This is a genomic window from Maricaulis sp. D1M11 (genome assembly GCF_047308265.1).
Lineage (GTDB): Bacteria > Pseudomonadota > Alphaproteobacteria > Caulobacterales > Maricaulaceae > Maricaulis.
In genome coordinates this window covers 88,561-113,472 of sequence record NZ_JBKQWY010000005.1, presented here as the reverse complement: position 1 = coordinate 113,472, position 24,912 = coordinate 88,561, and the positions used below count along the sequence as shown (strand labels likewise).

Below are 24,912 nucleotides of genomic sequence, written 5' to 3'. Positions count from 1 at the left end.
GACTTACATGCACGGTGAGACCTCAAACCGAGCGGACTGAATGCAAGACCCCTACGAAATCCTGGGCGTGTCGCCAACGGCAACGGACGCGGAGATCCGCAGTGCGTATCGCAAGCTGGCCAAATCCCTGCACCCGGACGCCAATCCCGGCGACAAGGCGGCCGAAGAGCGGTTCAAACAGGTGTCCCAGGCCTTTTCCGTCCTGTCGGACAAGCAAAAACGCGCCGAATACGACCAGATGCGCAAGGCGGGTTTCACCGAATTTGAACCCGGGTTTGGCGCGCGCCCCGGCGGCGGTTTTGGCGCAGGGCGTCGTCGTGGCCGATTTGAGGATATGGGCGATATCTTCTCTGACCTGTTTACTGATTTCGGAGCGCAACAGGCCGGCGGCCAGCGTCGCCAGGCGCGGGGCCAGGATATTCGCCATGTCTTGCGACTGGATTTTCTGGAAGCGGCACGGGGCGGGCGCCTGCGGGTCGATCTCCCGGGCAATCGTTCGGTGGATGTGACCGTTCCCGCCGGTGCAGAAGAGGGGCAGGTGCTGCGTCTGCGCGGACAGGGATATGAATCACCCATGGGCGGGTTGCGCGGTGATGCCCTGATAGAGTTATCCGTTGCCGATCACCGCTATTTTTCGCGTGATGGCCAGGATGTGCGTCTTGATCTTCCCGTGAGCCTCAAAGAAGCCGCATTGGGTGATAAGGTCCGTGTTCCAACCATAGATGGTCTTGTGGAATTGCAAATTCCGGCCGGATCGAGCAGTGGCGCGCTCTTGCGATTGCGTGGCAAGGGTATTGCAGGGAAAGACGGAAAGCGGGGGGATCAGCTCGTCCGCTTGATGATTGCCTTGCCGCCCAGCGACGAGGCGCTGAGGCGTTTCCTGGAGACCTGGACGCCGCAGGATGGATTTGATCCGCGTGGCGGACTGAAATCTTAAGGGGGCGTTCAGCCCGGGTTCAGGGGCGGGGTGACAGTGTGAGTGCCATGATCAGGATTGTAACCCTTCTTGCCGGCCTTGCATGCCTGGCTGTGCTGCCGGAAATGGCCCAGGCACAGGACAAGGGCTATGCGCTGTCGGCCCAAATCCAGCCGTCCCGCGCGACCGGTGGCGAGGCCCGACAGAATGCTCAGGATGGCAGTAACCTGAGATATATCGAGATTTTGACGATTGTCCGCCGCCGCTATCCGCAGGGGGATGTACTGGACGGCGACCTCATCCAGGGGTCTAATCCCTATTATGAGGTTCGTGTACGTCAGGCCAATGGCCAGCTCACGATTGTGGATGTGGATGCGCGCACTGGCCGTATCCTGCGCGAACGCCGCGGCTAGGCGGGGAATGGACGAGAATGCGTGCTCTTATTGTTGAAGATGATCCGGACCTGAATCGCCAGCTGATGCGATCTCTGGAAGATGCCGGTTATGCGGTGGATGCCGCGACGGATGGCGAGGAAGGCCATTTCCTCGGTGATACCGAACCCTATGACGTGGTGGTTCTCGATTTGGGCCTGCCCAAGCTGGATGGTGTCTCGGTTCTGGAACGCTGGCGCCGGGAAGGGCGCGGTTTTCCGGTCCTGATTCTCACCGCGCGTGACCGGTGGAGCGAAAAGGTGGCCGGATTTGATGCCGGGGCAGATGATTATCTGACCAAACCGTTTCACACTGAGGAATTGCTGGCTCGTTTGCGCGCCCTGACGCGCCGCGCTGCCGGACACACGACTTCGACGATTGATTGCGGTGATCTGAGTATTGATACACGTGGTGCCCGAGTCTTTATCGACGGGGCTCCGGTCAAGGTCACGTCGCATGAATTCCGCATGCTCTCCTATCTGGCCCACCATCAGGATCGCGTGATCTCGCGGACTGAGCTGGTCGAGCATATCTACGACCAGGATTTCGATCGCGACAGCAATACGATCGAGGTGTTTGTCGGCCGTCTGCGTAAGAAGATCGGCTCTGACCGTATCGAAACGGTGCGGGGGCTGGGCTATCGCCTTGTGCCGCACGGACCGTCTGCAGCCTCGTGATTGACCGTAACTCCCTGGCGCTGCGTCTGTTTGCGGGCGCGGCCGTCTGGGCTCTGATCCTGTTATTGATCGGAGCGGTCGCGCTGACTTTTCTGTTCCGCCAATCGGTCATGGGGACGCTGGATGAGCGACTGACCAGCGCCACCGATTCCATCATGGCGACGATGGAGCGTGATGAGGACCAGGTCTGGACGGTGCGCCGCCCGCCGACCGATCCGCGTTACGAACGGATTTTCTCCGGTGTGTACTGGGAGATCCAGCGCGCGCAGAGCCCTGTGGACGAGTTTCGGCTGGCGGCGTCGCGCTCGCTGTGGGACGAGACTCTGCACCTGACCCCGCGCATGCGTGATACGCTGTTATCCTCGGCGGGAACCACGCTTACGGCTTCTCTGAAAGGGCCGGACGGAGAACCCCTGCGCCTCGTAGTGCGGGGGGTGCGCATGCCCGGCGAGGACGGGCTGATCCTGGTGATCGCCGCAGAAGACCGTCGCCCCGCCGACCAGGCTGTGCGGCAGTTCGGTTTTGCGTCCTTGGGCATGTTTTTTGTGTTCGCGGCGGCTATCGCGGCCGGCGTGTTTGTTCAGGTCCGGATTGGTCTGGAACCGGTGCTGCGCATGCGCAAGAGCGTTGCCGAGATCCGCGAAGGCCTCACCCGGCGTGTGGACGGGCGTTATCCGGCAGAGCTTCAGCCCCTGGCCGACGAGCTCAATGCCATGATCGACCATTCGCAAGAATTGGTGGAGCGCTCGCGTACGCATGTCGGCAATCTGGCCCATGCGCTGAAAACACCGATCGCGGTTCTCACCAATGAGAGCCGGACCGAGGGTGGCGAGTTTGCCGGGCTGGTCGAACGGCAGACCCAGATCATGTCTGAACAGGTGGATCACCATCTGCGCCGGGCCCGGGCCGCCGCCCATGCCAAGGCGATTGGCGCGCGGACCGAGGTTGGCCCGCTGATCGAGGACCTCACACGAACCCTGAAGAAAATCTATGGCCGCGAAGGTGTGGTGATCGAGGCGGAACAGGCCGAAGGTCTGGTGTTCCGTGGCGAGCGGCAGGATCTCGAAGAGATGGTGGGCAATCTGGCGGACAATGCCTGCAAGTGGTCGAACGGCCTGGTTCAGGTCACCGCGCGGCCCGAGGACGAGCATCACTTTGCCGTGATCGTTGAGGATGACGGACCGGGCATGTCGCAGGACGGCTATGCTCAGGCACTGGGGCGTGGTGTGCGCCTTGATGAACAGGCACCGGGCAGCGGGCTAGGCCTGTCTATCGTTCTGGACCTGGCCAAGGCCTATGACGGGGATATCGAGCTGTCCAAAAGTGAACTGGGTGGTCTTCGCGCCTGTCTGATTTTGCCCTCGATTAAACGATAAACCCACGTTAACCCTACTTGTTCAGTATTTCGGCAGTTGTGGAAGAGTGTCGTTTTAGATGAGCAAGCTCTCGCCTAGTCAGCGTGCAAAACTACAGACCCTGTGGCGCAGCATGACTGTGACCATGCGACAGACATTGTTGGCGGCGGCGCGGGCAGGCGCGAAGCAGGATGAGGCCTCGGCCGACCTGGCCGGGATACTCCAGGGCCTGGAAGAGGGATTGCTGCCCGAGGCCGGAGACCAGGCGAAGGGCCTTGTGCTCTCTCCGTTGCAGCCCTTCACCGCGCCCAAGGATGAACAGCCGCCCTCTCGTTTCCGGTTTACACCGGATGATCTGTCCAAGATGTGGGGCTGGCTCGGCCAGAAACTCGCCAAGGACACGGTGGAACGGGCGCGCAAGTCGAGCAAGCCGAAGGATGATCCCAGCTGGCATGTCCACCGACGCGAATGTGCCGATGCCCTGGAGGCCTGGGTGCAGTCGGCGGAACGCGTTCCCAAGGACATGACCACACTCATGAAGCGGTTCGGCAAGAATGGCCGTGACATGCTGTATGATGCCATCTCGCTCCTGCGTTACAGCGAGCCGCTCGAGGTGGGGATTTCCGGCATGCCGGAACGGATCTATGAGTTTGATGACGGCCTGGCGATCCGGTTGAACAAGGCGTACGAGGTCTTGACCGAAGAACACCCGTCAGCGGGTGTCTGGCTCTTGCTGATCGCGATGTCCCGGATGGATGCCCCCTGGGAAGTGTTCCGGGTGATCGAGAAGATCGGCCGGCGCGGTGATGATCTGGTCGTCTCGAAAACCGAACTCGCCGCCGTCGGTGACAAGGTTCTGGAAGATTGCGGCTTTTATGCTGCGCGCCTGCATATGCCCCCGTCCACACCGGATGAGGCGCAGGCCCTTTTTGCGACATTTGACCGGTTTGTGAATTACTCGGTCGGCATGACCAAATGTTTCGGGATCCGCAAGGATGGTCGTTGGGGGCGTCACCTCTTCAGCCTGCGGGCGGAGGCGTCCACCAATGTCGAGAAGATCATCGACAAGGTTTCGCTGAGCCTGGATGCCGGCTTGCCTGAGCCCCGTCGTGGGCGGACCGGGCGCATCATCCCGGCGCAATTGCCCAGCGCGGCCGCCGTCGACAAGGCCGAGGCCATGTTGATCTTCCTTGAACGTACACGCGAACACGCAGACGCCGCCGCGATCGCCAGCTCGCAAAAGCGCACCGCCGAAGCCGCTTTGACCCGGATGAGCGAGGCGGGGGAATTGCTGGTCGATCTGATCGCCGACAGTGAGGGGCAAAACAAGACCGTTGCCCAGGAGGGGCTGGAGATCACCGCGCGCCTGATGCGCGCACTCGGTCACGACGAGGCTGCCGGTGTTCTAAGCCGCCGCGGCTCGGCCGCTGCCGCCTGAGCCTGCGCTTGCGGCAAATTGACGAAGCCCAGCCCTGTCCCTTGTATCCCGACAGCCACGGGGATAGATCGACATTATGTCTGATACACCGCTTGTCCGCGCACTCGAAACGCGCTTGTCCGAGGGAGATCGCCTTCAATCCCCCTCCGCCGCGCGTAATCGTGCGGTCATTGCTGAAACCCTGGCTCAGTTTCTTCCGCCCCGGGCCCGTGTCGTCGAGATCGGGTCTGGCACCGGCGAGCATGCCGTCAGCATTTGTCGGGCACGTCCGGATCTTGTCTGGCAACCCAGCGATATTGATGAGGCGGCGCGGCGTAGTCAGACCGCCTGGTCGACGGAATGTCCCGGCCAGATCGCGCCGTCTGTTGAAATCGATGCATCCGCCGAGCGTTGGAGCGAGGAGCTGGGGCCAATCGACGCGATTTTCAGCGCCAATGTCATCCACATCTCGCCCTGGGCTGTCGCTGAAGGATTGGCGCGCGAGGGCGGACGGGTTTTACCCCCGGGCGGCCGACTGTGCCTGTATGGTCCCTTTCTCAACGGGGCGGACACGGCGCCGAGCAATCTGGCGTTTGACGAGAGTTTGAAGTCACGTGATCCGGCCTGGGGCGTGCGCGATCGCCAGACGGTGATCGATCTCATGGCCCAGAACGGTCTTGAGAGTGTCGCTGTGATCGAGATGCCGGCCAATAATCACATGCTCGTTTTTGAACGGAGGGATGGATGAGACATCGCAATCGCCGACTGGCTACTGTTGTCGCTGCGGGTGTGGTCCTCGTTGCGGCCATCGCTCTGGGTCTGTTCGCCTTCCAGGGGGCCGTGGTGTTCTTCTACAGTCCGACCGAGTTTGCATCTGAACCGCCGCAAGTGGGGGAGCGGGTCCGGGTTGGTGGTCTGGTCGAACCCGGTTCAATCACCCAGGTGGGTGAGGAAACACGGTTCGTGGTCACGGATGGTGTGGCCACGGTCGCGGTCAGCTACACGGGCATCTTGCCGGATCTGTTCCGTGAAGGGCAGGGCGTGGTCGCGGAAGGGCGGCTGGAAACGCCGGACGCTTTTGTTGCAGAAAAAATTCTCGCCAAGCATGACGAGACCTATATGCCACCCGAGGTCGCCGAGGCACTGCGCGAAAGTGGTGTTTGGCAAGGCGAGGACAGTCCGGCGGGAGATGAAACATCCCCGTCGAGCGAGTATCGCTAGGCCTGCCACGGCATTGTCATGGCGGTGTGAATTGCCGATCCGGGGTTGCGTGCCTAACTCTGTGTGAGAGCTCACTCAGGGAGGCCGGCATGGCACAGTCTGAACGCATCGAATTTACCGGCAGCCAGGGGGATGTCCTGGCCGCTCGCCTGGAACGCCCGGCCGGTCCGGCCCGGGCCTTCGCGATTTTCGCCCACTGTTTTTCCTGTTCCAAGGATATTCTGGCAGCCAGCCGTATATCGCGACGCCTGGCGGCTCAGGGAATCGCTGTTCTGCGGTTTGATTTTACGGGTCTGGGGCATTCCCAGGGCGATTTCGCCAATACCAATTTCTCGTCCAATATCGAGGATCTGGTGCGCGCGGCCGACTATCTCGCCGAGCATGAGCAGGCGCCGCGCCTCCTGGTCGGGCATTCTCTGGGTGGAGCGGCGGTGATTGTCGCAGCCGGGAAAATCCCGTCGGTGACGGCGGTCGCCACCCTGGGTGCGCCGTCGGATGCAGAACATGTGAAACACCAGTTCGACGCCCATCTGGACGAGATCGAGGAAACCGGTGTGGCCCAGGTAAAGCTGGCTGGGCGTCCATTCACGATCAAGAAGCAGTTTCTCGATGATATTGCCGGGCATTCCGTTGAGGCGGCGGCCGAAGCTCTGAAACGGCCGCTGATGATCGCCCACGCACCGATGGATGCAACGGTGAGCATTGATAATGCGTCACGCTTGTTCCTGGCGGCCAAGCATCCCAAGACCTTTCTCAGCCTTGACGAGGCCGACCATTTGCTGACCCGGGGTGAGGATGCCGATTATGCCGGGGATATGATCGCGGCCTGGGCTGGGCGCTATATCGATGATGGCGGTTCCGTCACGCCGCCGCGCAGCAAGGCCGGTCAGACGATTGTCCAGGAGACGGGCAAGGGGCGCTACCAGAATATCGTGGTCGATGGCGACCACATCCTGTTGGCTGACGAACCGCGCTCGGTTGGCGGCGATGATAGTGGCCCCACCCCGTATGGTTATCTCAATGCCGCGCTGGGGGCGTGTACCTCCATGACGATGCGCATGTATGCCAACCGGAAGAACTGGCCGCTCGACACGATCACGGTCTCGGTCTCGCACGAGAAGGGACATGCGGAAGACTGTGAGGATTGCGTCGAGGGGCAGGACAAGAATGTCGACATCTTCGAACGCGAGATCCGAATCGAAGGTGATCTCGACGAGGCCCAGCGCGCCCGTCTGATGGAAATGGCCGATCGCTGCCCGGTGCATCGCACCTTGCACAGCCCGGTCGTTATCCGGACCCGCTCTGTCGACTGAATGAATTGGCGCACATGAACGGAAAATTACGCATTGTAATGTTCGTGTAATGTAAGTGTCAGGCCATGGATAGTTTCGAACTGCCAGTCTGATCAACAGACAGAAGCCGGCAATAGTCCGGCCATGTAGGAAAAGAGGTCAAACCCGATATGACATCTCTCAATCGTTTGAGCCGCCTGGGCGGTGTGTCTCTCCTGGTTCTTGCTGTGGCTGCCGGGGGTGTGCTTGTCGAGCAGACCCTGCCGCGCGCCGAAGCCCAGCAGGATGCCCCGCGTTATGCGGCTGCCGTTCCGATGGGCGCGCCCATGTCCTTCGCCGATCTGGTCGAAGAAGTGAGCCCGTCCGTTGTCACGATCCAGGTGGAATCGGACTGGCTGGATGAGGATGGAAATCTTGAGCTTGGCAATATTCCCGAGCGATTCCGCCCCGAGCTTGAGCGCGAATTCGAGGAATGGCGCCGTCAACAGCCCGAGGATGAGGAGCTGGAAACGCCCACGCGCCGCTCCATCGGGTCCGGCTTTTTCATCTCCGGTGATGGCTATATCGTCACCAATAACCACGTGGTCGCCACGGCCGATGAAATTACGATTGGCTTGTCCGACGGCGAGGAATATCCGGCGCGTATTATCGGTCTCGACGCCCAGACAGATCTGGCTCTTCTTAAAGTCGATGAGGATGTCGAATTCCCGCATGTGGACTTCGATCCGGATGCCAATCTGCGTGTGGGTGACTGGGTGATCGCAGTGGGCAATCCCTTTGGTCTGGGCGGATCCGTGACGGAGGGTATTGTTTCCGCTCTGGGTCGCGAAACCCCGACCTCGACCTATAATGACTTCATCCAGATCACGGCCCCGATCAATCGCGGCAATTCCGGCGGACCGACCTTCGACCTCCACGGCAATGTCATCGGGGTGAATTCGCAGATCATTTCGTCCAGCGGCGGTAATGAAGGCATCGGCTTTGCCATTCCCGCCGAGACGGCTGAGCAGATTATCGAACAGCTGCGCGAGAATGGCCGGGTGATCCGCGGTTGGCTGGGTGTGCGTATCCAAAACCTCGATCCGGACATGGCTGAAAGCCTGGGTATCGAGGACGAACAGGGCGCGATCGTGCTCTCGCTCGTGGCCGGTGGTCCGGCGGCAGACAGCGGCATCGAGCAGGGCGATGTGATCCTCGCGATTGATGGCGAACCGGTGGAAGACAGTCGGGATCTGACGCGTCGTGTGGGCAATGTGCCTGCCGATGAGAGTGTTGAATTCCGTGTCCTTCGAGACGGTCGTGAGCGCACTTTGCGTGTGCAGCTGGGCGCACGCCCTGAGGAAGACGCGCTCGACGCCATGCCGGAGGTGGGTTCGAACGACGAAGAGGCCGGTGAGAGCGCCGATTTCTTCGGTGTCACGCTGGGACCGCTTGATAATGCCACGCGTCAGGCGCGCGGCCTGGGCGCCAATGATGAGGGCCTCGTGATCGAGGCGGTCAGCCCGCGTTCCGAAGCGGCCCGTAAGGGATTGCGTCCAGGAGATGTGATCGTGGAAGCGGGCAATGAGGCCGTTGCAGATATCGATGATTTCCGCGACGCCGTTCAATCCGCCCGCCGGGCCGATCGAAGCGCCATTCTGCTTCTGGTCCAGGGCCGCACCGGCCAGCGCTATGTCGCGCTGCAGCTGGACGAAGACAACTAGGGAAAGGAAGCTTGGCCATGCGTATCCTGATTGTTGAGGACGATCGCGAAGCCGCCAGCTATATCCGCAAGGGTTTGCGCGAGAGCGGCCATGTTGTGGACCATGCTGGCGATGGCGAGGAAGGTCTGGAAATGGCCCGCGCCGCTGAATACGACGTGCTGGTGGTGGACCGGATGATGCCGCGCATGGACGGTCTGGCCATGGTCGAAACCCTGCGCGGGGAAGAAGACCGGACACCGGTCCTCATCCTGTCTGCCCTGGGTGAGGTGGATAATCGTGTGGAAGGCCTCAAGGCGGGCGGCGATGATTATCTGGTCAAACCCTACGCGTTCGCTGAGCTTCTGGCCCGGGTCGAAGCCCTGGCTCGTCGCCGTGATCCCGATGCCGTGCGAACCAAGCTGGTGGTCGGCGATCTGGAGATGGATTTGCTGGCCCGTACTGTGACGCGGGATGAGGAGGATATCCTCCTCCAGCCGCGCGAGTTCCGCCTGCTGGAGTTTCTGATGAAACATTCCGGCCAGGTTGTGACACGCACCATGTTGCTGGAGAAAGTCTGGGACTATCATTTCGACCCCCAGACCAATGTGATCGATGTCCACATCTCCCGCCTGCGTTCGAAAATCGACAAACCCTTTGCCCGACCGCTCCTGCACACGGTTCGCGGGGCGGGGTATCGTCTCCAGTCCTGATCCAACGTGACCCAGCGCTGGCCGGCCTTTCTGCGCACGACCGCCTTCCGTCAGACGCTCTTGTCGGCGGCCATGTTTGCGGTTTCGAGCTTTCTGATCCTCGCCTTTGTCTATGCGGCATCGGCGGGGCTGACCCTGCGTCGCGCCGATGAGGCGGTGAATGAGGAAATCGCGGCCGTGGAAGCCCGGTTCGAAGCGGGCGGAATCACGGCGGTCAATCGCTATATTCTCCAGCGCACGGTGGGCGGGGGCGAATACTTCTATGCCCTGACCCAGCCCTCCGGTCGCCGCCTGTCGGGCAATCTCTCAGGCCAGATCAATGCCCAGCCCGATGAGGAAGGACGTGTCCAGTTCACCTATCGCCGTCCACCGGCCGGTGAGGTGAGTACGGAAAAGGATGAGCGTACCGGGCGTGGGCGGATCGTGCCGCTGGCCTCTGGATACAGCCTGTTTGTCGGGCTTGATGTGCATGACGAGATCCGCCTGATCGGACGGATTACCAATACCATCCTGGCGGCCTCCGGGCTGGCCGTGGCTCTGGGTATTGCTGCAGGGATTTTTGTCAGCCGCCGTTTCGTGCGCCGTTTGGACAAGATCAACAAAGTCGCGCGTGGCGTGAAGGCGGGCGATCTGCATCGCCGTGTCGAGCGTAATTACACCGGGGATGAGCTCGACGAACTCTCCGGCAATTTCAATGGCATGCTCGATCGTGTCGAGGAATTGATGCATCGCATGCGCCAGACCGGCGATTCCATCGCCCATGACTTGCGCTCCCCCCTGACACGCATGCGCAACCGGCTGGAACAGGCGCTCATGGAAGAGGGCAATCTGGAAACCCGCGAACTAGCCCTCGAACGGGCCATCGCCGACACCGACGAGCTGCTGGGTGTGTTCAACGCCATCCTGTCCTTGTCGCGGCTGGAAGCCGGGGAAAGCCGGGCCTCGATTGTGCGTCTTGATCCGTCCGAGATTGCCGCTGATATGGCTGAGCTCTACGAACCGGTCTGTGAGGAGAGCGAGCTGGAATTCTCCAGCGAGATCGAGGGCGGTCTGGAGATGATCGGGGATCGCGGGCTTCTGTCCCAGGCCGTGGCGAACCTGCTCGACAATGCCGTGAAATACACACCCGCCGGCGGCGCTGTTGCCTTGCGGTTGCGCCGGACTGCGGCCGGGGATGTGGAATTCTCTGTGACGGATACCGGACCCGGCATTCCGCCGGAAGACCGTATGCGGGTCACCCAGCGCTTTGTTCGTCTGGATAATTCTCGCACTTTGCCCGGTTCCGGTCTGGGTCTGTCCCTGGTCCAGGCCATCACTGAAGTGATGAATGGCCGGTTTGAACTCGCCGAGGGCCCCGGGCTTGTTGATGCCGGGCATGGGCCGGGTCTGCGAGCCGCTCTGTGTTTCCCGCTGGCCCCGGACTCTGTTTCCTGATCGACCTCCAGGCGGGATGACCACTCCCAGCTCGCGTCACTGAGGTTTTGCTTTTCCGGTCTCGCGGATCACGTCAGTCTGTCTGGCATGTCTGACGCGCTCCTTTCCCGTCTTGCCACCGACCTTCCGCCCTGGCCGGGCGAGGGTGGTCTGATTGTCTGGTCGCAGCTGGAGGCGGGTCTTCAGGACGAGCTGGAGCCCTGGCGTGATCGTCTGGTGACGATTTTCGGTGCGGCTCCGTATCTCGGTCGCCTGGCGCTGCGGCGCCCGAGGCTCCTGCGCGGTGCGGCCCGACACAGCGCGCAGAGCCTGCTCGACGGGATTTGCGCCCAGACCCGGGATACGGGGCGCACGGCCGCCGATGTCGAGGCGCTGGATCGCGGCCTGCGTCAGGCCAAGGCGGATGTTCATCTTCTGCTGGCCCTGGCCGATCTGGGCGGGGTGTGGACGACGCAGACCATCACCGCTGCGCTGACCCGGTTCGCCGATATCGCGTTGCAAGCCGCCTTGCTGGGGCAGGTGCGGCTGCACGCGCTCCAGGGACGGGTCTGTCCGGTTGAGGATGAGAGCAATCCCCTGCCGGGGCTCAGCCTCCTTGCTCTGGGCAAGATGGGGGGCGGAGAGCTCAATTATTCATCCGATATCGATATTATCGCGCTGTATGATCCGGAAAAGCAGGCCTTGCCCGAAGGGCAGATCCCGGCCAAGCGTCTGCCGCGACTTGTCCAGTCCGTTGTGGCCACCATGCAGAACCTCACCGCGGACGGATATGTCTTCCGCACCGATTTGCGTCTGCGCCCGGATCCCGGTGCGACCCCCGTGGCGGTCTCCTTGCCAGCGGCCCTGAACTATTACGAGGCGCTTGGCCAGACCTGGGAACGCGCTGCCTGGATCAAGGCACGACATGCGGCCGGAGATGCGGCGGTGTCGGATGACATCCTGACCGCGCTTCAGCCCTTTATCTGGCGTCGTACGCTGGATTACGCGGCGGTTGAGGATATTCGCGCTCTCGCACAGCAGATCCAGACGGTGGGACGTCGCGCGGAAGTGCGGCCGGCCGGACATGATCTCAAACTGGGGCGGGGCGGCATTCGCGAGATCGAGTTTTACGTCCAGATCCCGCAACTGGTCTTTGGGGGGCGGGAGATGCGGGTGCGCACCCCCGCCACTCTGGACGCACTGTCGGCCCTGAGCGAAGTGGGGATTGTGGAAGAACCGGTTCGCGCCGCCCTGAGCGCAGACTATTTGCAATTGCGAGACTGGGAACACCGCATCCAGATGCGCCAGGACGAGGCGACGCAATCCCTGCCCGAACGCGATGAGGACAGACTGAGCATCGCCATTTTGTCGGGGTATTCGGACCTGGCCGCGTTTGATGACGCGGTGGCCCGGCTCCTGCGCCGTGTCCATGGTCATTTCGCAGACCAATTCGATGCCTCCGAGAGCCGGGCTTCCCAGGCAGGCAGCCTCGTGCTGAGCGGCGTCGAGCCTGATGGCGATACCTTGCGCACCCTGGCACAGCTGGGCTTTTCGCGACCCGAACGGATCTGGTCCCAGCTCAATGCCTGGGCCGGTGGTCGAATTCGGGCTGTGCGCAATGAGCGCGCCCGCGTTCTGCTGGCACGCCTGGCCCCGGTACTTCTCGACATCATGGCGGAGACCGGCGAGCCGGATGCCGCCTTCGCGCGGTTTGCCAGCTTTTTCGAGAAACTGCCCTACGGGGTTCAGCCCCTCTCCTTGATGGTCAACAATCCGGCCATGGCGGCTGATCTAATCAGTATTCTCACGCTCGCCCCCCGTCTGGCGACCAGCCTGGCCCAGCGGCCTGATCTGCTCGATACGATGATGGATGCCCGGTTCTCGGTACCGGTGTCACAGGATCCTCCGGGCCGCCTGGCGGCATTGCTGGAACACGAGATCGGCGCCGTCGACGGGTTTGAGGCACGCATCAATGCGGCCCGTCGCGTTGTGCGTGAGGAGCGATTACGGATCGGCGCGCAAATCCTGTCCGGTGATGCACATGTGGAACGGGCCGGGCGGGCCTTTGCTGATCTGGCAGACGCGGCGATCACGGCTATGGTGGATGTGGCGCGCCAGGAAACCGAGCGACGTTATGGTTCAATGCCGGGCGAGGTGCTGGTTTTGGGCATGGGCAAGCTGGGCGGGCGCGAATTGTCCGCTGACAGTGATCTGGATCTGATGCTCATCTATGAGCCGAGCCAGGCGGATGATGCGAGTGCCAATTCCTGGTTCACCCGATTTGCGCAGCGTTTCATCAGCGCCCTGTCGGCACCGACGGAGGAGGGCGTCCTGGCCGAGGTGGACATGCAATTGCGCCCCTCGGGCAAGGCCGGACCTGTCGCGGTGCAGCTGAGGCGGTTTGAAACCTATTATCGCGACGAGGCCTGGACCTGGGAGTTGATGGCTCTGACACGGGCGCGTGTGGTCAGTGGTCCGGCCGGTCTGACCCAACGGGTCATGTCGGCCATGGGTGCCGCGCTTGCCAGGGCCAGCGAGACGCGAACCGTCCGTGCGGATGGTTATGATATGCGCCAACGCCTGGAACGGGAGAAGCCGGCCCGCTCCAGCTGGGATCTCAAGGCGCGTCCCGGTGGGCTGCAGGATATTGAATTTGTCGCCCAGATCGGCCTTCTGGAATGCGGCGCGCCAGGCGATGAGCGCCCGACCGGTACGATGGACATGCTTCGGCGTCTTGCGGCCGCGGGTCATCTGCCCGAGGAGGAGTGTGCCCGGCTGGTTGATGCAACCCGCCTTTATCTGTCGGTGGCCCAGCTCATCCGCTCGGCGCATGGCAGCGGGTTTGATCCCGAACAGGCCTCGCGCGGATTTGCAGAACGCCTGGCGGCGCTTGCGGGCTGTGCCTCGCTGGGCGAACTTCTCGACGTTCTCAATGCCCACAGCCGTGCGGTGCGCGCGATTTTCGCGCGGCATCTCGCCCCGCATTGATGCGGTTGCAGGACCACTGAATATTTTTGGACGGAATGTCGGTTCCCACGCGTTTGTCTTTGTGAATGGGCCAGTGAAACCCTTCTTCAGGAGACCAAGCGATGAAAACGAAATTGATGATTGCCTCTTTGAGCCTGACGGCCCTTGCACTGGGCAGCGTGGCAGAAGCCCAGGGTCATGGTCGTGGTGGCCATGGCGGACCCGGCGGTCGCGGCGGTGATCGTGGCGGCGAAGCGATGATGTTGCTGCGTGCCGCCGATGCCAATGGCGACAATGCGATCACACGTACCGAGGTTCGCCAGCTGCAGGACGAGATGTTCGTCTGGATGGACCGCAATGGGGATGGCTATCTCGATCCGGCCGACCAGAACCCCGTGCGTCAGCGACTGGCGGAACAGCGCGCTGAGGACGGCGAAGACCGTCACCCGCGCCGTGGTGGCCGCGGCGGTCGTGGCGGTCCGGGCGAGCACCGTGTAGATACGGATGAGGATGGCCGGATTTCCCAGGCCGAATTCCTGGCCCGCGAGAACCGCCTGTTTGAACATCTCGATGAAAACGAGGATGATGTGATCAGCGCGGCTGAACTCGATGCGGCCGTTGAATCACGCCAGGAGCGCCGGTTCTGGTGGCGTGACTAGGTTGAAAGACCGGGATCATGATCGAGACAGACCATGATCGCCATGACGAAACGGGCCGGGAGGCGGGGCAGATCACCCGCCTTCCAGTCCGCCGCCCGGGGCAGGGGTCAACACAGGCGATGGTGAATGTCAGGCGCAGTACGAAACGGGGCACAATGGCCGAGCTGACAGATGAAGATCTGATCGTACGGACCGCTGCGGGTGATGAGTCAGCCGCGCGTATGTTGATGGCCCATAATCTGCCGCGTGTGTATGGCATGGCCCGGCGCATGTTGGGGGATGCCCACGAGGCGGAAGATGTGGCGCAGGAGACATTTCTGCGTGTCTGGAAGGCCGCGCCGCGATTCGAAGTCGGACGGGCGAAAGTCTCGACATGGATCGGCCGGATTGCGATGAATGCGTGTTATGACCGGTTGCGAAAACGCCGCGAGGTTTTCACAGACAGTGTCCCTGAAACCGCCGACGAGACGGTCGGGGCCGAGGCCGTGATGGAGCAGAGCGAAACCCGGGCGCGCGTTGTCGCAGCGCTGGGGGCCCTGCCGGACCGGCAAAGACAGGCCATCGAACTGGTGCATTTCCAGGAGATGAGCAATATCAAGGCCGCCGAGATCATGGCGGTGAGTGTAGAGGCGATGGAATCCCTGCTGTCGCGGGGGCGCCGCAAGCTGAAACAGGTTCTGGCCCGCGAGGCCGATGATCTTGTGGGCAGTTTTGCAGCTTCACCTCTCAATCCGAACGAGGGCATGTCATGACCCAGGCTGAAACCCCTATGACCCCGGATCGCGCGCGCGAAATCCTGACTGCCTATGGTGCGGAGCCGGCCCGCTGGCCCGAGGCGGAATGCGAGGCCCTGCAAGCTTGGCTGGATGCCAACCCCGGTGAGGCGGAGCAGGCCCGGACCGACGAGGCGGATCTGGATGCCTGGCTGGATCATGCCGTGATGGAGCCGGGCGATCTGCTCCAGGCGCGCATTATGAGAGATTTCCGGACTTCCGTTCGGTCCGGTGTGGAACCTGACGATGGGGCAGCGCCGGACGAGATATCTTCGCCCGTGCGGTCACGCCGGATGATCGTGCCCCGCGCGCGCGTGTTCGACTGGCGGGCTCCGGTCGCGGCGGCCTGTGTTCTGGCGGTCGGACTGGCGGCCGGCTGGACCTCGGGCGCCTTGACAGGCACCGACACGCTGGACGAGACCTTGTATGCAGATGCCTTTTACGGTCTGGACGAGGACTGGACCGACTGGCTTGTGGAGTTGGATACGTGACAAAAGCCTGGCCCTGGATCATCGCCCTGATGGTGTCCATTCTGGTGAATGGCATTTTGGGGGGCTATCTGATCAATCGTGCCACCGATGACGGTCCCCGTCACGTGCGCATGCGCGGTGTCGATGGGGGCGGCGGCGGTTTCGATCTGCGCCGGTTTGTCCAGGCCCTGCCCGAGGCCGAGCGACGCCGGGCCATTCGTCGCCTGCGCGAGAACCTGCCGGAAAACCGCGAACTGATGGACCGCATGATGGCGGCCCGCCAGTCCGTGTCAGAGGCCCTGCGCGCCGAGCCTTTTGATGCTGACCGGGTGGCGGCAGCGCTTGGCGAACTTCGCGATGTGCGAGCGGAGCGCGAACGTCGTGTCGAGGCTGGGCTTCTGGACGTGCTCGACGGTCTGGATGCGGAAACCCGAGCGGACGTGCTTGAGGCGGCTGGCCGCCCGCTTCCCGACGGTCCTCCGCATTTTCGCGATCGCCGGGGACCGCCTCCTCATCGTCGCGACGGGCCAGGACGTGATTAAACCCGTCAGAGCGAGTGAGGCGGGCTCAATGGCCAGAGCCCGCTGAGCGGTCGTTGGGGCTACTTATTGCCCGATCGCAGCCGGTTCGGCGCCGTCGACAAACTCGTCCGGCGCATCCAGCTCGTCCAGGGCAATATTGGCAAATTCAGCGACCTGCGACTTGGCAAGAGGCTGATCCGGACTGATCGGCAAAACAAAACTGACCGTGGTGCCTTCACCCAGCTGGCTCTCGATCGTCAGCGTGCCGCCGTGCAATTCCACCAGCGATTTGGACAAGGCCAGCCCCAGTCCGGATCCCTGGAAGCTCTTGGAATGCTGGCTTTCGATTTGTTCAAACGGACGTCCCAAACGCGGCAGGTCTTCCTTCGCGATGCCGATTCCCGTGTCAGACACCTGGAAGACAATGCCAAAACCCGAGAGGAAGCCGCGAATATTGATCCGGCCTTCTTCGGGTGTGAACTTCACGGCGTTGGACAGAAGGTTGATCATCACCTGTTTGAACGCCCGCGGATCGACTTCCATTTCCGGCAGATCGGTCACATCGGTGCGCAGGACGAGGCGTTTTTCGTCGGCCCGGCCGCGAATAATGCGCAGGCATTGCTCCACCATGTCGGCCGGTTCGACCGGCTCGTGCTGGAGCTGCATCTTTCCCGCCTCGATCTTGGACATGTCGAGGATATCATTGATCAATTCCAGCAGGTGCTGACCCGATCCCAGAATGTCCTTCATATAGCCCACATATCGTTCATCGCCGAGCGGACCGAACATTTCGCGCAACATGATTTCCGAGAAGCCATTGATGGCGTTCAGCGGTGTGCGCAATTCGTGGGACATGTTGGCGAGGAATTCCGACTTGGACCGGTTGGCCTGTTCGGCCCGGATTTTCTCGCTCTCGTATTTACGGGCGAGTTCGGCAATGCGGGCCTGGGATTTCTTGACGTCCTCAACGGTCTTGCGAAGTTTCGCGTCGTTTTCGCGCAGGGCACCTTCAGACTGTTTGAGTTCGGTGATATCAGCGCCCACACTGACCAGACCGCCATCGGCGGTGGAGCGTTCGGAATAGTGCAGCCAGCGTCCGTCCGCGAGTTCGATATCATAGGCGCCATCATCGGCTTCACCATGCACGGCGGCGATGGCCCGGGCGGCGGATTTTTCGACATCGCCATAGGGCATGCCGTATTTCAGTGCGCCTTCGCCAAAATCGAAGAAATCGCGAAATTTGCGGTTCCACAGGATCAGGCGTTTGCGACTGTCCCACAGCACAAAACTCTCGGTCATGGATTCCAGAGCGGCGCGCAGCCGGTTCTCGGCGGCCGCGACACGGGCCTGGGCTCCCTTGCGCTCGGTCACATCAATCGCGACCCCGATAATGCGCTTGGACTGGACACCGTCCGGGCCAGCCCACGGGCGTCCGCGCATATGCATCCAGACCGGAGCATTGGCAGCGAGCACTTCCAGATCCACCTCACCCCCTGACGGCGCCCCGCGCATGGCCGCGCGCATGCGCTCTCGATCAGCGCGGGTGAGCAGGGACAGGAATTGCTGGGTCGTGCAGCGGATATCATTTTCAAGTCCCAGCATGCGGGCTAGGGACTCGGTGATATAGACGCTCTCGCTTTCGGGATCCCAGTCCCACACGCCGCAGCGTGCGCCTTCAATCGCGTAGCGGAAGCGTTCCTCACTATCAGCAAGCTGTTCTCGGGTATCGCGCAAGCGCTTCATCTGCATGAAGACCAGGGCACAGAGGCCGCCAGCCACGAAGATCGGGGCAATGAACAGAAGGAAATAGAAGGAGAGGGTGCGATACCAGGCATTCTGGTCAATGCGCATTCCGCCCAGGGCATAGACGTTCAGCCCGGCATTCTCGATTGGCGCCACAGCAAATGTGACCTGGTCGTCGCCCAGGCGCGCCTGGGATGTGGCTCCGCCACCGCCGCTGACCAGCCGGTTGATGTCAGCCCGTTCCAGTCCGAAGCGGGAGGCGAGCGGTACTCCGGGACGAACACCGGGCAGGGAGGGGCGCAGGGCAAGCATCTGGCCGTCCGTATCCGCCAGCGCTACGACGCGGTTTTCGCCCCATTCCGGCAGGATGGATGAGGCTGGCACGCGGGCGACGAGCGCGCCGACTGTGCCATTGCGCAGGGGTACGGGCTGTGTAACCACCAGGAAAGCGCTCGCATCGTCTCGGATCTCGGCGATCATCCCGCCGGACTGGTCCAGCGCCCGCCCCGCTATGTCACGCAGCCCTTCGCGCTCGGTTCCCGCTGACATCAGGCTCTGTCCGGGCAGAAGCAGTCCGATCTGGTCGATGCGCTCATTGAGCGCCAGGGCGTCAACCCGGCCCTGACCCAGACGGGGGAGCTGGACAATCGGGGCGTCGCTGAGATCGGCGGCGGCAAAGGCCAGGCCATTGCGCACTTCGCTCAACCGGCCAACCACACGTTCGGCGAGGAAGGCCGAGGCGCGGGCCTGGGAGCTTTCCGCTTCACGGATGAAGGTCTGATGTTCCTGGTTGAGCTTGACCAGGATGACACTGCCATAGGCCAGGGTGAATAGGCCCATGATCAAGCCGATCCACAGGGCGCCTGTCGATTTTCTGCGGGTGGTTCCCGTCTGGCCGGTCTCGCGTTGTGGCGAGGGGCGTGGCGTGGCGCTGTCCCTGTCCGGGCGCTTGGATGAGGCGGTGCGAGTCATGTGGTCACGTTAAGGTGTGCCCGGCTGGGCTGTCGACCAGACAAGCTGGTTCCAGCCCCGCAGGAGCGGATTAATCCGTGGATATATCGAGCGTTTCGCCCCCGTCGCTCGAGTTTTCCTCACCCTCATTGTCTTTTTTGCGACCTTTGCGTCGCTCCGGCCCCTTATACCCCTCATCCTCGTGACGCCGACGGTCCGGGCCAAAATAGGATTTGATCCGCACAAAGGGGCGCGGTTCATTGATCACTGACGCGATTTTGGAGAACATTTCCTTCGCGGTGATGGGTTTGCAGCAAAACTCCGTCACGCCCGCATCACGCGCGGCAACCACACGCGAGCGCTCGGAATAGGCGCTCAGCATGATGATCGGGATCAGCGGGTTCGGACTGTCGTCCGCCGTGCGCACCAGACGGACAAAATCGAGCCCATCCAGGATCTCCATCTGATAGTCGGTGATGATGATGTCGACGGCGTCTGAACGCACCATGTCGAATGCATCGGCCGGATCTCGGCTTTCCAGGATTTGCTTGATTCCGAACCCGTGGAGGATGGTTCGAATCAGGGTCAGCATATGGTTATTATCGTCGACGATGAGGACGCGGACGCGGCTGAAATCAACGGCCATGATCTGTCCTCCTAAGCGGCCCGGCCGGCATTTGCGCCGGGTTTGGCCAGATCCTTGAGGGGTTGCGGGCGACCGAACAGATAACCCTGTCCATAAGTGACATTCATGCCCTTGAGTAGGCGGGCCTGGTCCTCGGTCTCGATCATCTCGGCGACAGTCTCCGCCCCCAGATCCGAACACATGCCGATCATATGCTGGAGAATGACGCGTTCACGTTGGGAATTGCTCATTTCGCGGATGTAGTGACCGTCAATCTTCACCTGGTCGACCTCGAAATCACGCAGATAGTGGAAGCCGGCAGATCCGGCACCAAAATCATCAAGACAGACGGCGTGGCCGCGCTCCCGAATGCGCTGGATGATGGTGTTGGCGGTGCGGGTCGCGGTGATGTTCGCGGTTTCCGTGATCTCGAAACACAGCCGCGAACGGTCGATTTTTGCATCGGCCAACAGGGCGAGGAATCGCTTGCCAAAGGCCGAATTGCACAGGCTTTTTCCCGACAGGTTCACGGCCAGGGACGGGCGATCGAAATCCTCGCGCAGGAAGGAGATGGCGATCTCGGTCATCGACATGTCGATTTCGTAGATCAGACCAGTGCTTTCGGCAAAACCCACATCGTCCTGCAGCGGTGTACCGCCCGGCAGTCGCAGCAGGAGTTCGTAATGGTGGACCTCGCGAGTGGTCAGATCGACAACCGGCTGGGCGTAGGGTTCCATCACCCGCCCGGCGATCGTGGTGCGCAGTTCGGCCATGCGACGCGTGGTTTCCGCCATCATGGATTCGGCGACGCTTTGCAGGCTCTGTATGTCCAGATTGCCATTGTCTTCGGCGGCTGTGTTGACGGCATGGAGGAAAGCCTGAACCGTCAGACCCGGTTCCAGATCCGGTGCATCCCGCACGGTCTCGATTTCCGGTGTGACGCCGTCGATGCCCTCTGCGGCCAGCACGTCCTTGACCTGCCGGACCAGCCCGTCCGTATCAGCGCGCTTGGTGTGGATCAGCGCGTATCGCAGGCTTTCCACCTGACGCGCGACACCGTGATCCCCCACCATTTCCAGAGCCAGACCCTGGATGGCCGTATAGAGGCGGCTCGCCGCGGCCTGACCGACCCGTTTTGACAGGCCTTCTGCGCCCTTGAGCCGCAGGACGGACATGCGCATGTCCAGACCCTGCTCGCGCGACGCCTTGAGGGCATCCGCTGCAGACACCTCGAACCGTTCCGGTTCCAGCTCGTCCGGGGCATCGAGGGCATCGAAGCTCAAAGTCCAGCGAATCCGCCCTTCGTTCGCGTCCAGCATCCAGCCGCTCAGCGTGGCCTCACGCCCCTGGGTGGTGACCCGGGCGGGACCGATCCGGCGATTGGCCTGGGCACGACGCAGCAGCGCACGCACGATGGGGCGGGAGGTGTGGTCCAGACGATCGATGAAGTTGGCCTGACAGGCATCCAGGCTGGGTTCCCCTAGAATGCCTGCCGCACCCGCCGCATAAAGAGAGACACCGTCGAGGTCCGTCTCCACAAGTATATCCGATGCAGCAAATGCAAAGGACAGGAAGCGGTTTCTTTGTTCAATCAGAGACATTGCGGATCCGGCAAATGAAGTCGTATCCGCAGTTTTCGATCAAATTCGTTAGGACGCTCTTAAACTCTCGATCACGCTGCCTTACTTTGAGGCACGGCCTTGCCGGGTTGGGGGCGCGTGTCGACGACACGCAGGATATCGCGCGCCCGGGCGCTGAGTTCGGCCAGGGGGGCGGGAAGGTCCGCATCGCCCTCGGTCTGGGCGATCAGATTGCGAACGACATCCAGCAATTGCGGGGCCTGGGTCATCAGGCGGGCCTGGGCCTCGATCCGGTCGGGATCGCGATCATACTCGGCGGCCGGCACGCGCCATCCGCCCCAGTCCATCTTGTCGGTCACCACGACCGGGAATGTGCCGGGGAAGGGATGGCGGGCGCATTCTTCGGCGGATTGCCATTTATTGCGTGCGCGCAACAGGCGCCAGCTGCCCGTTTGGGGCGCGTCGCTTTGTTCGCTTGCCAGTTCATCGGTGGTGAAATCGCGTCCGAGGCCGCAATCATAAAAGATGCGGACCGGTTCCTCGACATCCTTCACCCATTGCGGCTTGACGTGTTCGATCAGCGCCCAGGTGCCGACGGGACGGACAAAGACGCGCTGGTGTTTGTGAAAAACAGCTTTTGCCATGACGGGCCTCCCTCGATGAACAGGAAAGCACGCTCAAATTGAGATGGGTTAAACACGGTCTGTAGAATTTGAAGCTTCCCGCAGAGACTTCATGAACTCGGTAGATACCAGGGCTCTGACTGGAACAGCTCCGACAGGATCTCGCGAAGCCACAGGTTTGTCTGGTCTTGTCCAAAACTGCGATGCCAAAACATAAAATAGTCGATCTCCGGCGTCACGATGGGTGGGGTTCGGGCGATCAGGGCGTCGTCCACCAGCAGGTCATGCGCGACATGGCTGGGCAGGGTGATGATGTCGCCATGTTCGATCAGACAGGGTTTGATGTCGTGAAAATCGGGCACGCTCAACCGGATATGTCGGGACAGGCCATCGCGTTCAAGCGTGTCGTCGATCTGGCTGCGCGGCAGGCCGAGCGGTGCAACCAAGACATGCCGTGAGGCCGCATAGCTTTGCGGTGTCAGGGGGCCCATTTCCTCGGCATAGCTCTTCCGCATCACGCACACGAACTGGTCTGTATAGAGCTTGCGCTGCATCAGCGTGTCGGGGGCATGCCAGTTCACACTTAATACCAGCTGGACCTGACCGGCTGCCAGTCGCTGGTGGGAGTAATCTGTTTCCAGCGAAATCAGGCTGAGACGCAGGTCCGGAGCCTCGCGGGACAGACGGGGAAGCAATTCCTTGAGCAGGCGTTTGCGGATTTCCGATGTCGTGGCGATCACCGCATTGCCGCGTAGTGCCGCCGGGTCGAACGGGGCGTGACACACCAGGCGGTCCGTGCCCTGCAGGATCGTCTCCACCGTCTCCACCATCGACAGGGCCTTGCGCGTGGGCTGCATGCCCTCCGCCGTGCGCACGAAGAGCGGGTCGCGCAACCAGTCGCGCAGCTTGGCGAGATGCTTGCTGATGGCGGACTGGGTCAGGTTTCTTGACCGGGCGGCGGCGACCAGCGTTCCCTCCTGGAGAATAGCCTTGAAGGTCAGTAGCAGGCTCAGTCGATCGGTATTCCGATCTGTCATGTTCGAACTTCCATCTATTCCATTGGTGAATGTTTCGGTTCTTCCTACCTGCCGCAGCGCTCAGGTCAATTCATAAAGGAGCGCGAAATGACCAATACTCTTCAGGGACAAACCGTCGTCATCACAGGAATTACGGGCGGCATCGCCCAGGCGACGGCTCAGCGTCTGCTGCGCCAGGGGGCCCGGGTCATCGTCTCGGCCCGTAGCCAGGAGAAGCTGGACTTCGCCCTTGCCGGACTGGACGGCGATGCGAGCGGATATGTGATGGACCTCAAGGACCCGGCGTCCATCGAGGCCTTCTTCCAGGCTGTGGGGCCGTTTGATCACCTGGTGACACCGGCTGCGACAGGCATGTTTGCTCCGATCCAGGAGATGGATTTTGAGGCGGCGCGGGATCTCGTCACCACCAAACAGTTCGGACAGCTCTATTGCGTGTATTATGGCATCAAGCAGATGTCCAAGACTGGCTCGATCACACTGTTCTCCGGCACGGTGACGCAGAAACCGCTGCCGGGCGGTAGTATTTTTGCCTCCGTCGGCGCGGCCAGCGAAGCGGCCGGCCGGGTCTGGGGCATGGAATTGGCGCCGATGCGCGTCAATACGATTGTGCCCGGCGTGATCGAAACTCCGGTCTGGGGCGGTATCATGGGTGAAGAGGCCGCCGCGGCCGCCATGAGTGATTTTGCCAGTGTTCTGCCGGTCGGCCGTGTGGGCACCGCGGACGATATTGCCAAGGCTGTCGCCTTCCTGATTGATAACGGATTTGTCAGCGGCATTTCCCTGGTCGTCGATGGTGGCCACCGTCTCATCTGATCCGTCTCATCTGATCCGTTTCATCGTCAAAGGAGCAAAGCATGACAATGCGGAGCGTCAAACTGGGCCAGCAGGGCCTGAGTGTTCCCGCCGTTGGGCTGGGGTGTATGGGCATGTCCGAATTCTACGGCGATACGGATGAGGCATCCAGCCTCGCTGTGCTCGACCGGGCCCTGGAACTGGGCTGTAATTTCTGGGACACGGCCGACATGTATGGGCCGTTCACCAACGAGGAATTATTGGGTAAGGCCCTGAAGGGGCGCCGTGAGCAGGTCGTTCTGGCGACCAAGTTCGGGATCGAGCGCCAGGCCGATGCGTCCTGGCGCGGCATTAATGGTCGTCCGGACTATGTGAAGGCGGCATGTGATGCCTCCCTCAAACGTCTGGGGACCGATCATATCGATCTCTACTACCAGCACCGGGTCGATCCCGATGTGCCGATCGAGGATACGGTCGGTGCGATGGCGGAGCTGGTTGAGGCGGGCAAGGTGCGCTATCTCGGCCTGTCCGAAGCCACGCCGGACATCATCGAGCGTGCGCATGGCGTGCATCCAATCTCCGCCCTGCAGACGGAATACTCCCTGTGGTCGCGGGAGGTCGAGGCCGAAATCCTGCCCACAGTGCGCCGTTTGGGGATCGGTTTTGTGGCCTACAGCCCGCTGGGGCGGGGTTTCCTGACGGGTCGGATCGCCTCACGCGATGATCTGGACGAGGGCGATTGGCGACTCGATAATCCGCGTTTCACAGACGAGGCCCTGGCGGCCAATGCGCGGATTGTGGATCGAGTCAAAACCGTTGCAAATGCACGGGGAGTGACGCCGGCCCAGATTGCCCTGGCCTGGGTCATCTCGCGAGGTGAGGATATTGCCGCGATTCCGGGCACCAAGCGGATCGCCTATCTCGAACAGAATATCGCCGCAGAAGCCCTGGATCTGGGCGATCTGGTTGCGGAACTGGCCGACGAGCTGGATCAGGTGGACGTGGTCGGCACGCGCTACTGATCGTCACAAAGCCTCCGGTTACGGGACGGCCATCG

23 protein-coding genes are annotated in these 24,912 nt (G+C 61.8%); 18 read left to right on the top strand and 5 right to left on the bottom strand.

The window, feature by feature from the left end; translation table 11 throughout:
- Positions 1-40: 40 nt before the first annotated feature.
- The 16 genes from RMQ97_RS09645 to RMQ97_RS09570 all read left to right on the top strand — a co-directional run bounded on the left by RMQ97_RS09645 (position 41) and on the right by RMQ97_RS09570 (position 16,525).
- Positions 41-937 carry a DnaJ C-terminal domain-containing protein gene (locus tag RMQ97_RS09645; RefSeq protein ID WP_413660663.1) on the top strand — a complete coding sequence of 299 codons (897 nt, stop codon included), beginning with the start codon at positions 41-43 and terminating at the stop codon, positions 935-937.
- 47 nt (positions 938-984) lie between these two features.
- Positions 985-1,329: a PepSY domain-containing protein gene (locus RMQ97_RS09640; RefSeq protein WP_413660662.1), complete on the top strand. Its 345-nt coding sequence runs from the start codon at positions 985-987 to the stop codon at positions 1,327-1,329.
- Between the two features lie 17 nt (positions 1,330-1,346).
- Entirely contained in the window at positions 1,347-2,024 is a 678-nt protein-coding gene (locus tag RMQ97_RS09635) for a response regulator transcription factor (RefSeq protein ID WP_413660661.1), read from the top strand.
- A complete protein-coding gene (locus RMQ97_RS09630) occupies positions 2,021-3,400 on the top strand; it encodes a sensor histidine kinase (protein WP_413660660.1) in 1,380 nt (459 codons plus the stop codon). The genes RMQ97_RS09635 and RMQ97_RS09630 overlap by 4 nt, the downstream gene beginning before the upstream one ends.
- Before the next feature lie 124 nt (positions 3,401-3,524).
- Complete coding sequence (locus tag RMQ97_RS09625) at positions 3,525-4,817, top strand: hypothetical protein (protein ID WP_413660659.1); 1,293 nt, start codon at positions 3,525-3,527, stop codon at positions 4,815-4,817.
- 76 nt (positions 4,818-4,893) lie between these two features.
- The gene (locus RMQ97_RS09620) at positions 4,894-5,544 is read left to right on the top strand and encodes a DUF938 domain-containing protein (RefSeq protein WP_413660658.1); all 651 of its coding nucleotides are present in this window, start codon (positions 4,894-4,896) and stop codon (positions 5,542-5,544) included.
- Positions 5,541-6,017 carry a cytochrome c maturation protein CcmE gene (gene ccmE / locus RMQ97_RS09615; protein WP_413660657.1) on the top strand — a complete coding sequence of 159 codons (477 nt, stop codon included), beginning with the start codon at positions 5,541-5,543 and terminating at the stop codon, positions 6,015-6,017. The genes RMQ97_RS09620 and ccmE overlap by 4 nt, the downstream gene beginning before the upstream one ends.
- A gap of 89 nt (positions 6,018-6,106) precedes the next feature.
- Complete coding sequence (locus RMQ97_RS09610; RefSeq protein WP_413660656.1) at positions 6,107-7,330, top strand: alpha/beta fold hydrolase; 1,224 nt, start codon at positions 6,107-6,109, stop codon at positions 7,328-7,330.
- A 149-nt stretch (positions 7,331-7,479) separates the two neighbouring features.
- On the top strand, positions 7,480-9,012 hold the full coding sequence (locus tag RMQ97_RS09605; protein ID WP_413660655.1) for a Do family serine endopeptidase: 1,533 nt from the start codon (positions 7,480-7,482) through the stop codon (positions 9,010-9,012).
- A gap of 17 nt (positions 9,013-9,029) precedes the next feature.
- Positions 9,030-9,701, top strand: a complete 672-nt coding sequence (locus tag RMQ97_RS09600) for a response regulator transcription factor (protein WP_413660654.1) — start codon at positions 9,030-9,032, stop codon at positions 9,699-9,701.
- Between the two features lie 6 nt (positions 9,702-9,707).
- Positions 9,708-11,135, top strand: a complete 1,428-nt coding sequence (locus RMQ97_RS09595; RefSeq protein WP_413660653.1) for an ATP-binding protein — start codon at positions 9,708-9,710, stop codon at positions 11,133-11,135.
- An 87-nt stretch (positions 11,136-11,222) separates the two neighbouring features.
- Complete coding sequence (locus tag RMQ97_RS09590; protein WP_413660652.1) at positions 11,223-14,102, top strand: bifunctional [glutamine synthetase] adenylyltransferase/[glutamine synthetase]-adenylyl-L-tyrosine phosphorylase; 2,880 nt, start codon at positions 11,223-11,225, stop codon at positions 14,100-14,102.
- A 101-nt stretch (positions 14,103-14,203) separates the two neighbouring features.
- Complete coding sequence (locus RMQ97_RS09585; protein WP_413660651.1) at positions 14,204-14,740, top strand: hypothetical protein; 537 nt, start codon at positions 14,204-14,206, stop codon at positions 14,738-14,740.
- A gap of 17 nt (positions 14,741-14,757) precedes the next feature.
- Positions 14,758-15,492 (top strand): RNA polymerase sigma factor, encoded by a 735-nt coding sequence (locus RMQ97_RS09580; protein ID WP_413660650.1) that lies wholly within the window; start codon positions 14,758-14,760, stop codon positions 15,490-15,492.
- On the top strand, positions 15,489-16,004 hold the full coding sequence (locus RMQ97_RS09575; RefSeq protein WP_413660649.1) for a hypothetical protein: 516 nt from the start codon (positions 15,489-15,491) through the stop codon (positions 16,002-16,004). Before RMQ97_RS09580 ends, RMQ97_RS09575 begins: the two co-directional genes overlap by 4 nt.
- Positions 16,001-16,525, top strand: a complete 525-nt coding sequence (locus RMQ97_RS09570; protein ID WP_413660648.1) for a periplasmic heavy metal sensor — start codon at positions 16,001-16,003, stop codon at positions 16,523-16,525. The genes RMQ97_RS09575 and RMQ97_RS09570 overlap by 4 nt, the downstream gene beginning before the upstream one ends.
- Positions 16,526-16,588: 63 nt before the next feature.
- Here the strand turns inward: RMQ97_RS09570 and RMQ97_RS09565 are convergent, their stop codons facing one another.
- The 5 genes from RMQ97_RS09565 to RMQ97_RS09545 form a co-directional block, all read right to left on the bottom strand.
- Entirely contained in the window at positions 16,589-19,219 is a 2,631-nt protein-coding gene (locus RMQ97_RS09565; RefSeq protein ID WP_413660647.1) for a PAS domain-containing sensor histidine kinase, read from the bottom strand.
- Between the two features lie 70 nt (positions 19,220-19,289).
- A complete protein-coding gene (locus tag RMQ97_RS09560; protein WP_413660646.1) occupies positions 19,290-19,844 on the bottom strand; it encodes a response regulator in 555 nt (184 codons plus the stop codon).
- A gap of 11 nt (positions 19,845-19,855) precedes the next feature.
- Positions 19,856-21,424, bottom strand: a complete 1,569-nt coding sequence (locus RMQ97_RS09555; protein WP_413660645.1) for an EAL domain-containing protein — start codon at positions 21,422-21,424, stop codon at positions 19,856-19,858.
- Positions 21,425-21,495: 71 nt separating this feature from the next.
- Positions 21,496-22,047, bottom strand: coding sequence for a hypothetical protein (locus RMQ97_RS09550; protein ID WP_413660644.1), 552 nt, complete (start codon positions 22,045-22,047; stop codon positions 21,496-21,498).
- An 89-nt stretch (positions 22,048-22,136) separates the two neighbouring features.
- Positions 22,137-23,063: a LysR family transcriptional regulator gene (locus RMQ97_RS09545; protein WP_413660643.1), complete on the bottom strand. Its 927-nt coding sequence runs from the start codon at positions 23,061-23,063 to the stop codon at positions 22,137-22,139.
- Positions 23,064-23,150: 87 nt separating this feature from the next.
- On the opposite strand from RMQ97_RS09545, the gene RMQ97_RS09540 reads away from it, so the two are divergent.
- The gene (locus RMQ97_RS09540; RefSeq protein ID WP_413660642.1) at positions 23,151-23,876 is read left to right on the top strand and encodes an SDR family oxidoreductase; all 726 of its coding nucleotides are present in this window, start codon (positions 23,151-23,153) and stop codon (positions 23,874-23,876) included.
- Between the two features lie 47 nt (positions 23,877-23,923).
- Positions 23,924-24,877, top strand: a complete 954-nt coding sequence (locus RMQ97_RS09535) for an aldo/keto reductase (protein ID WP_413660919.1) — start codon at positions 23,924-23,926, stop codon at positions 24,875-24,877.
- Positions 24,878-24,912 lie beyond the last annotated feature (35 nt).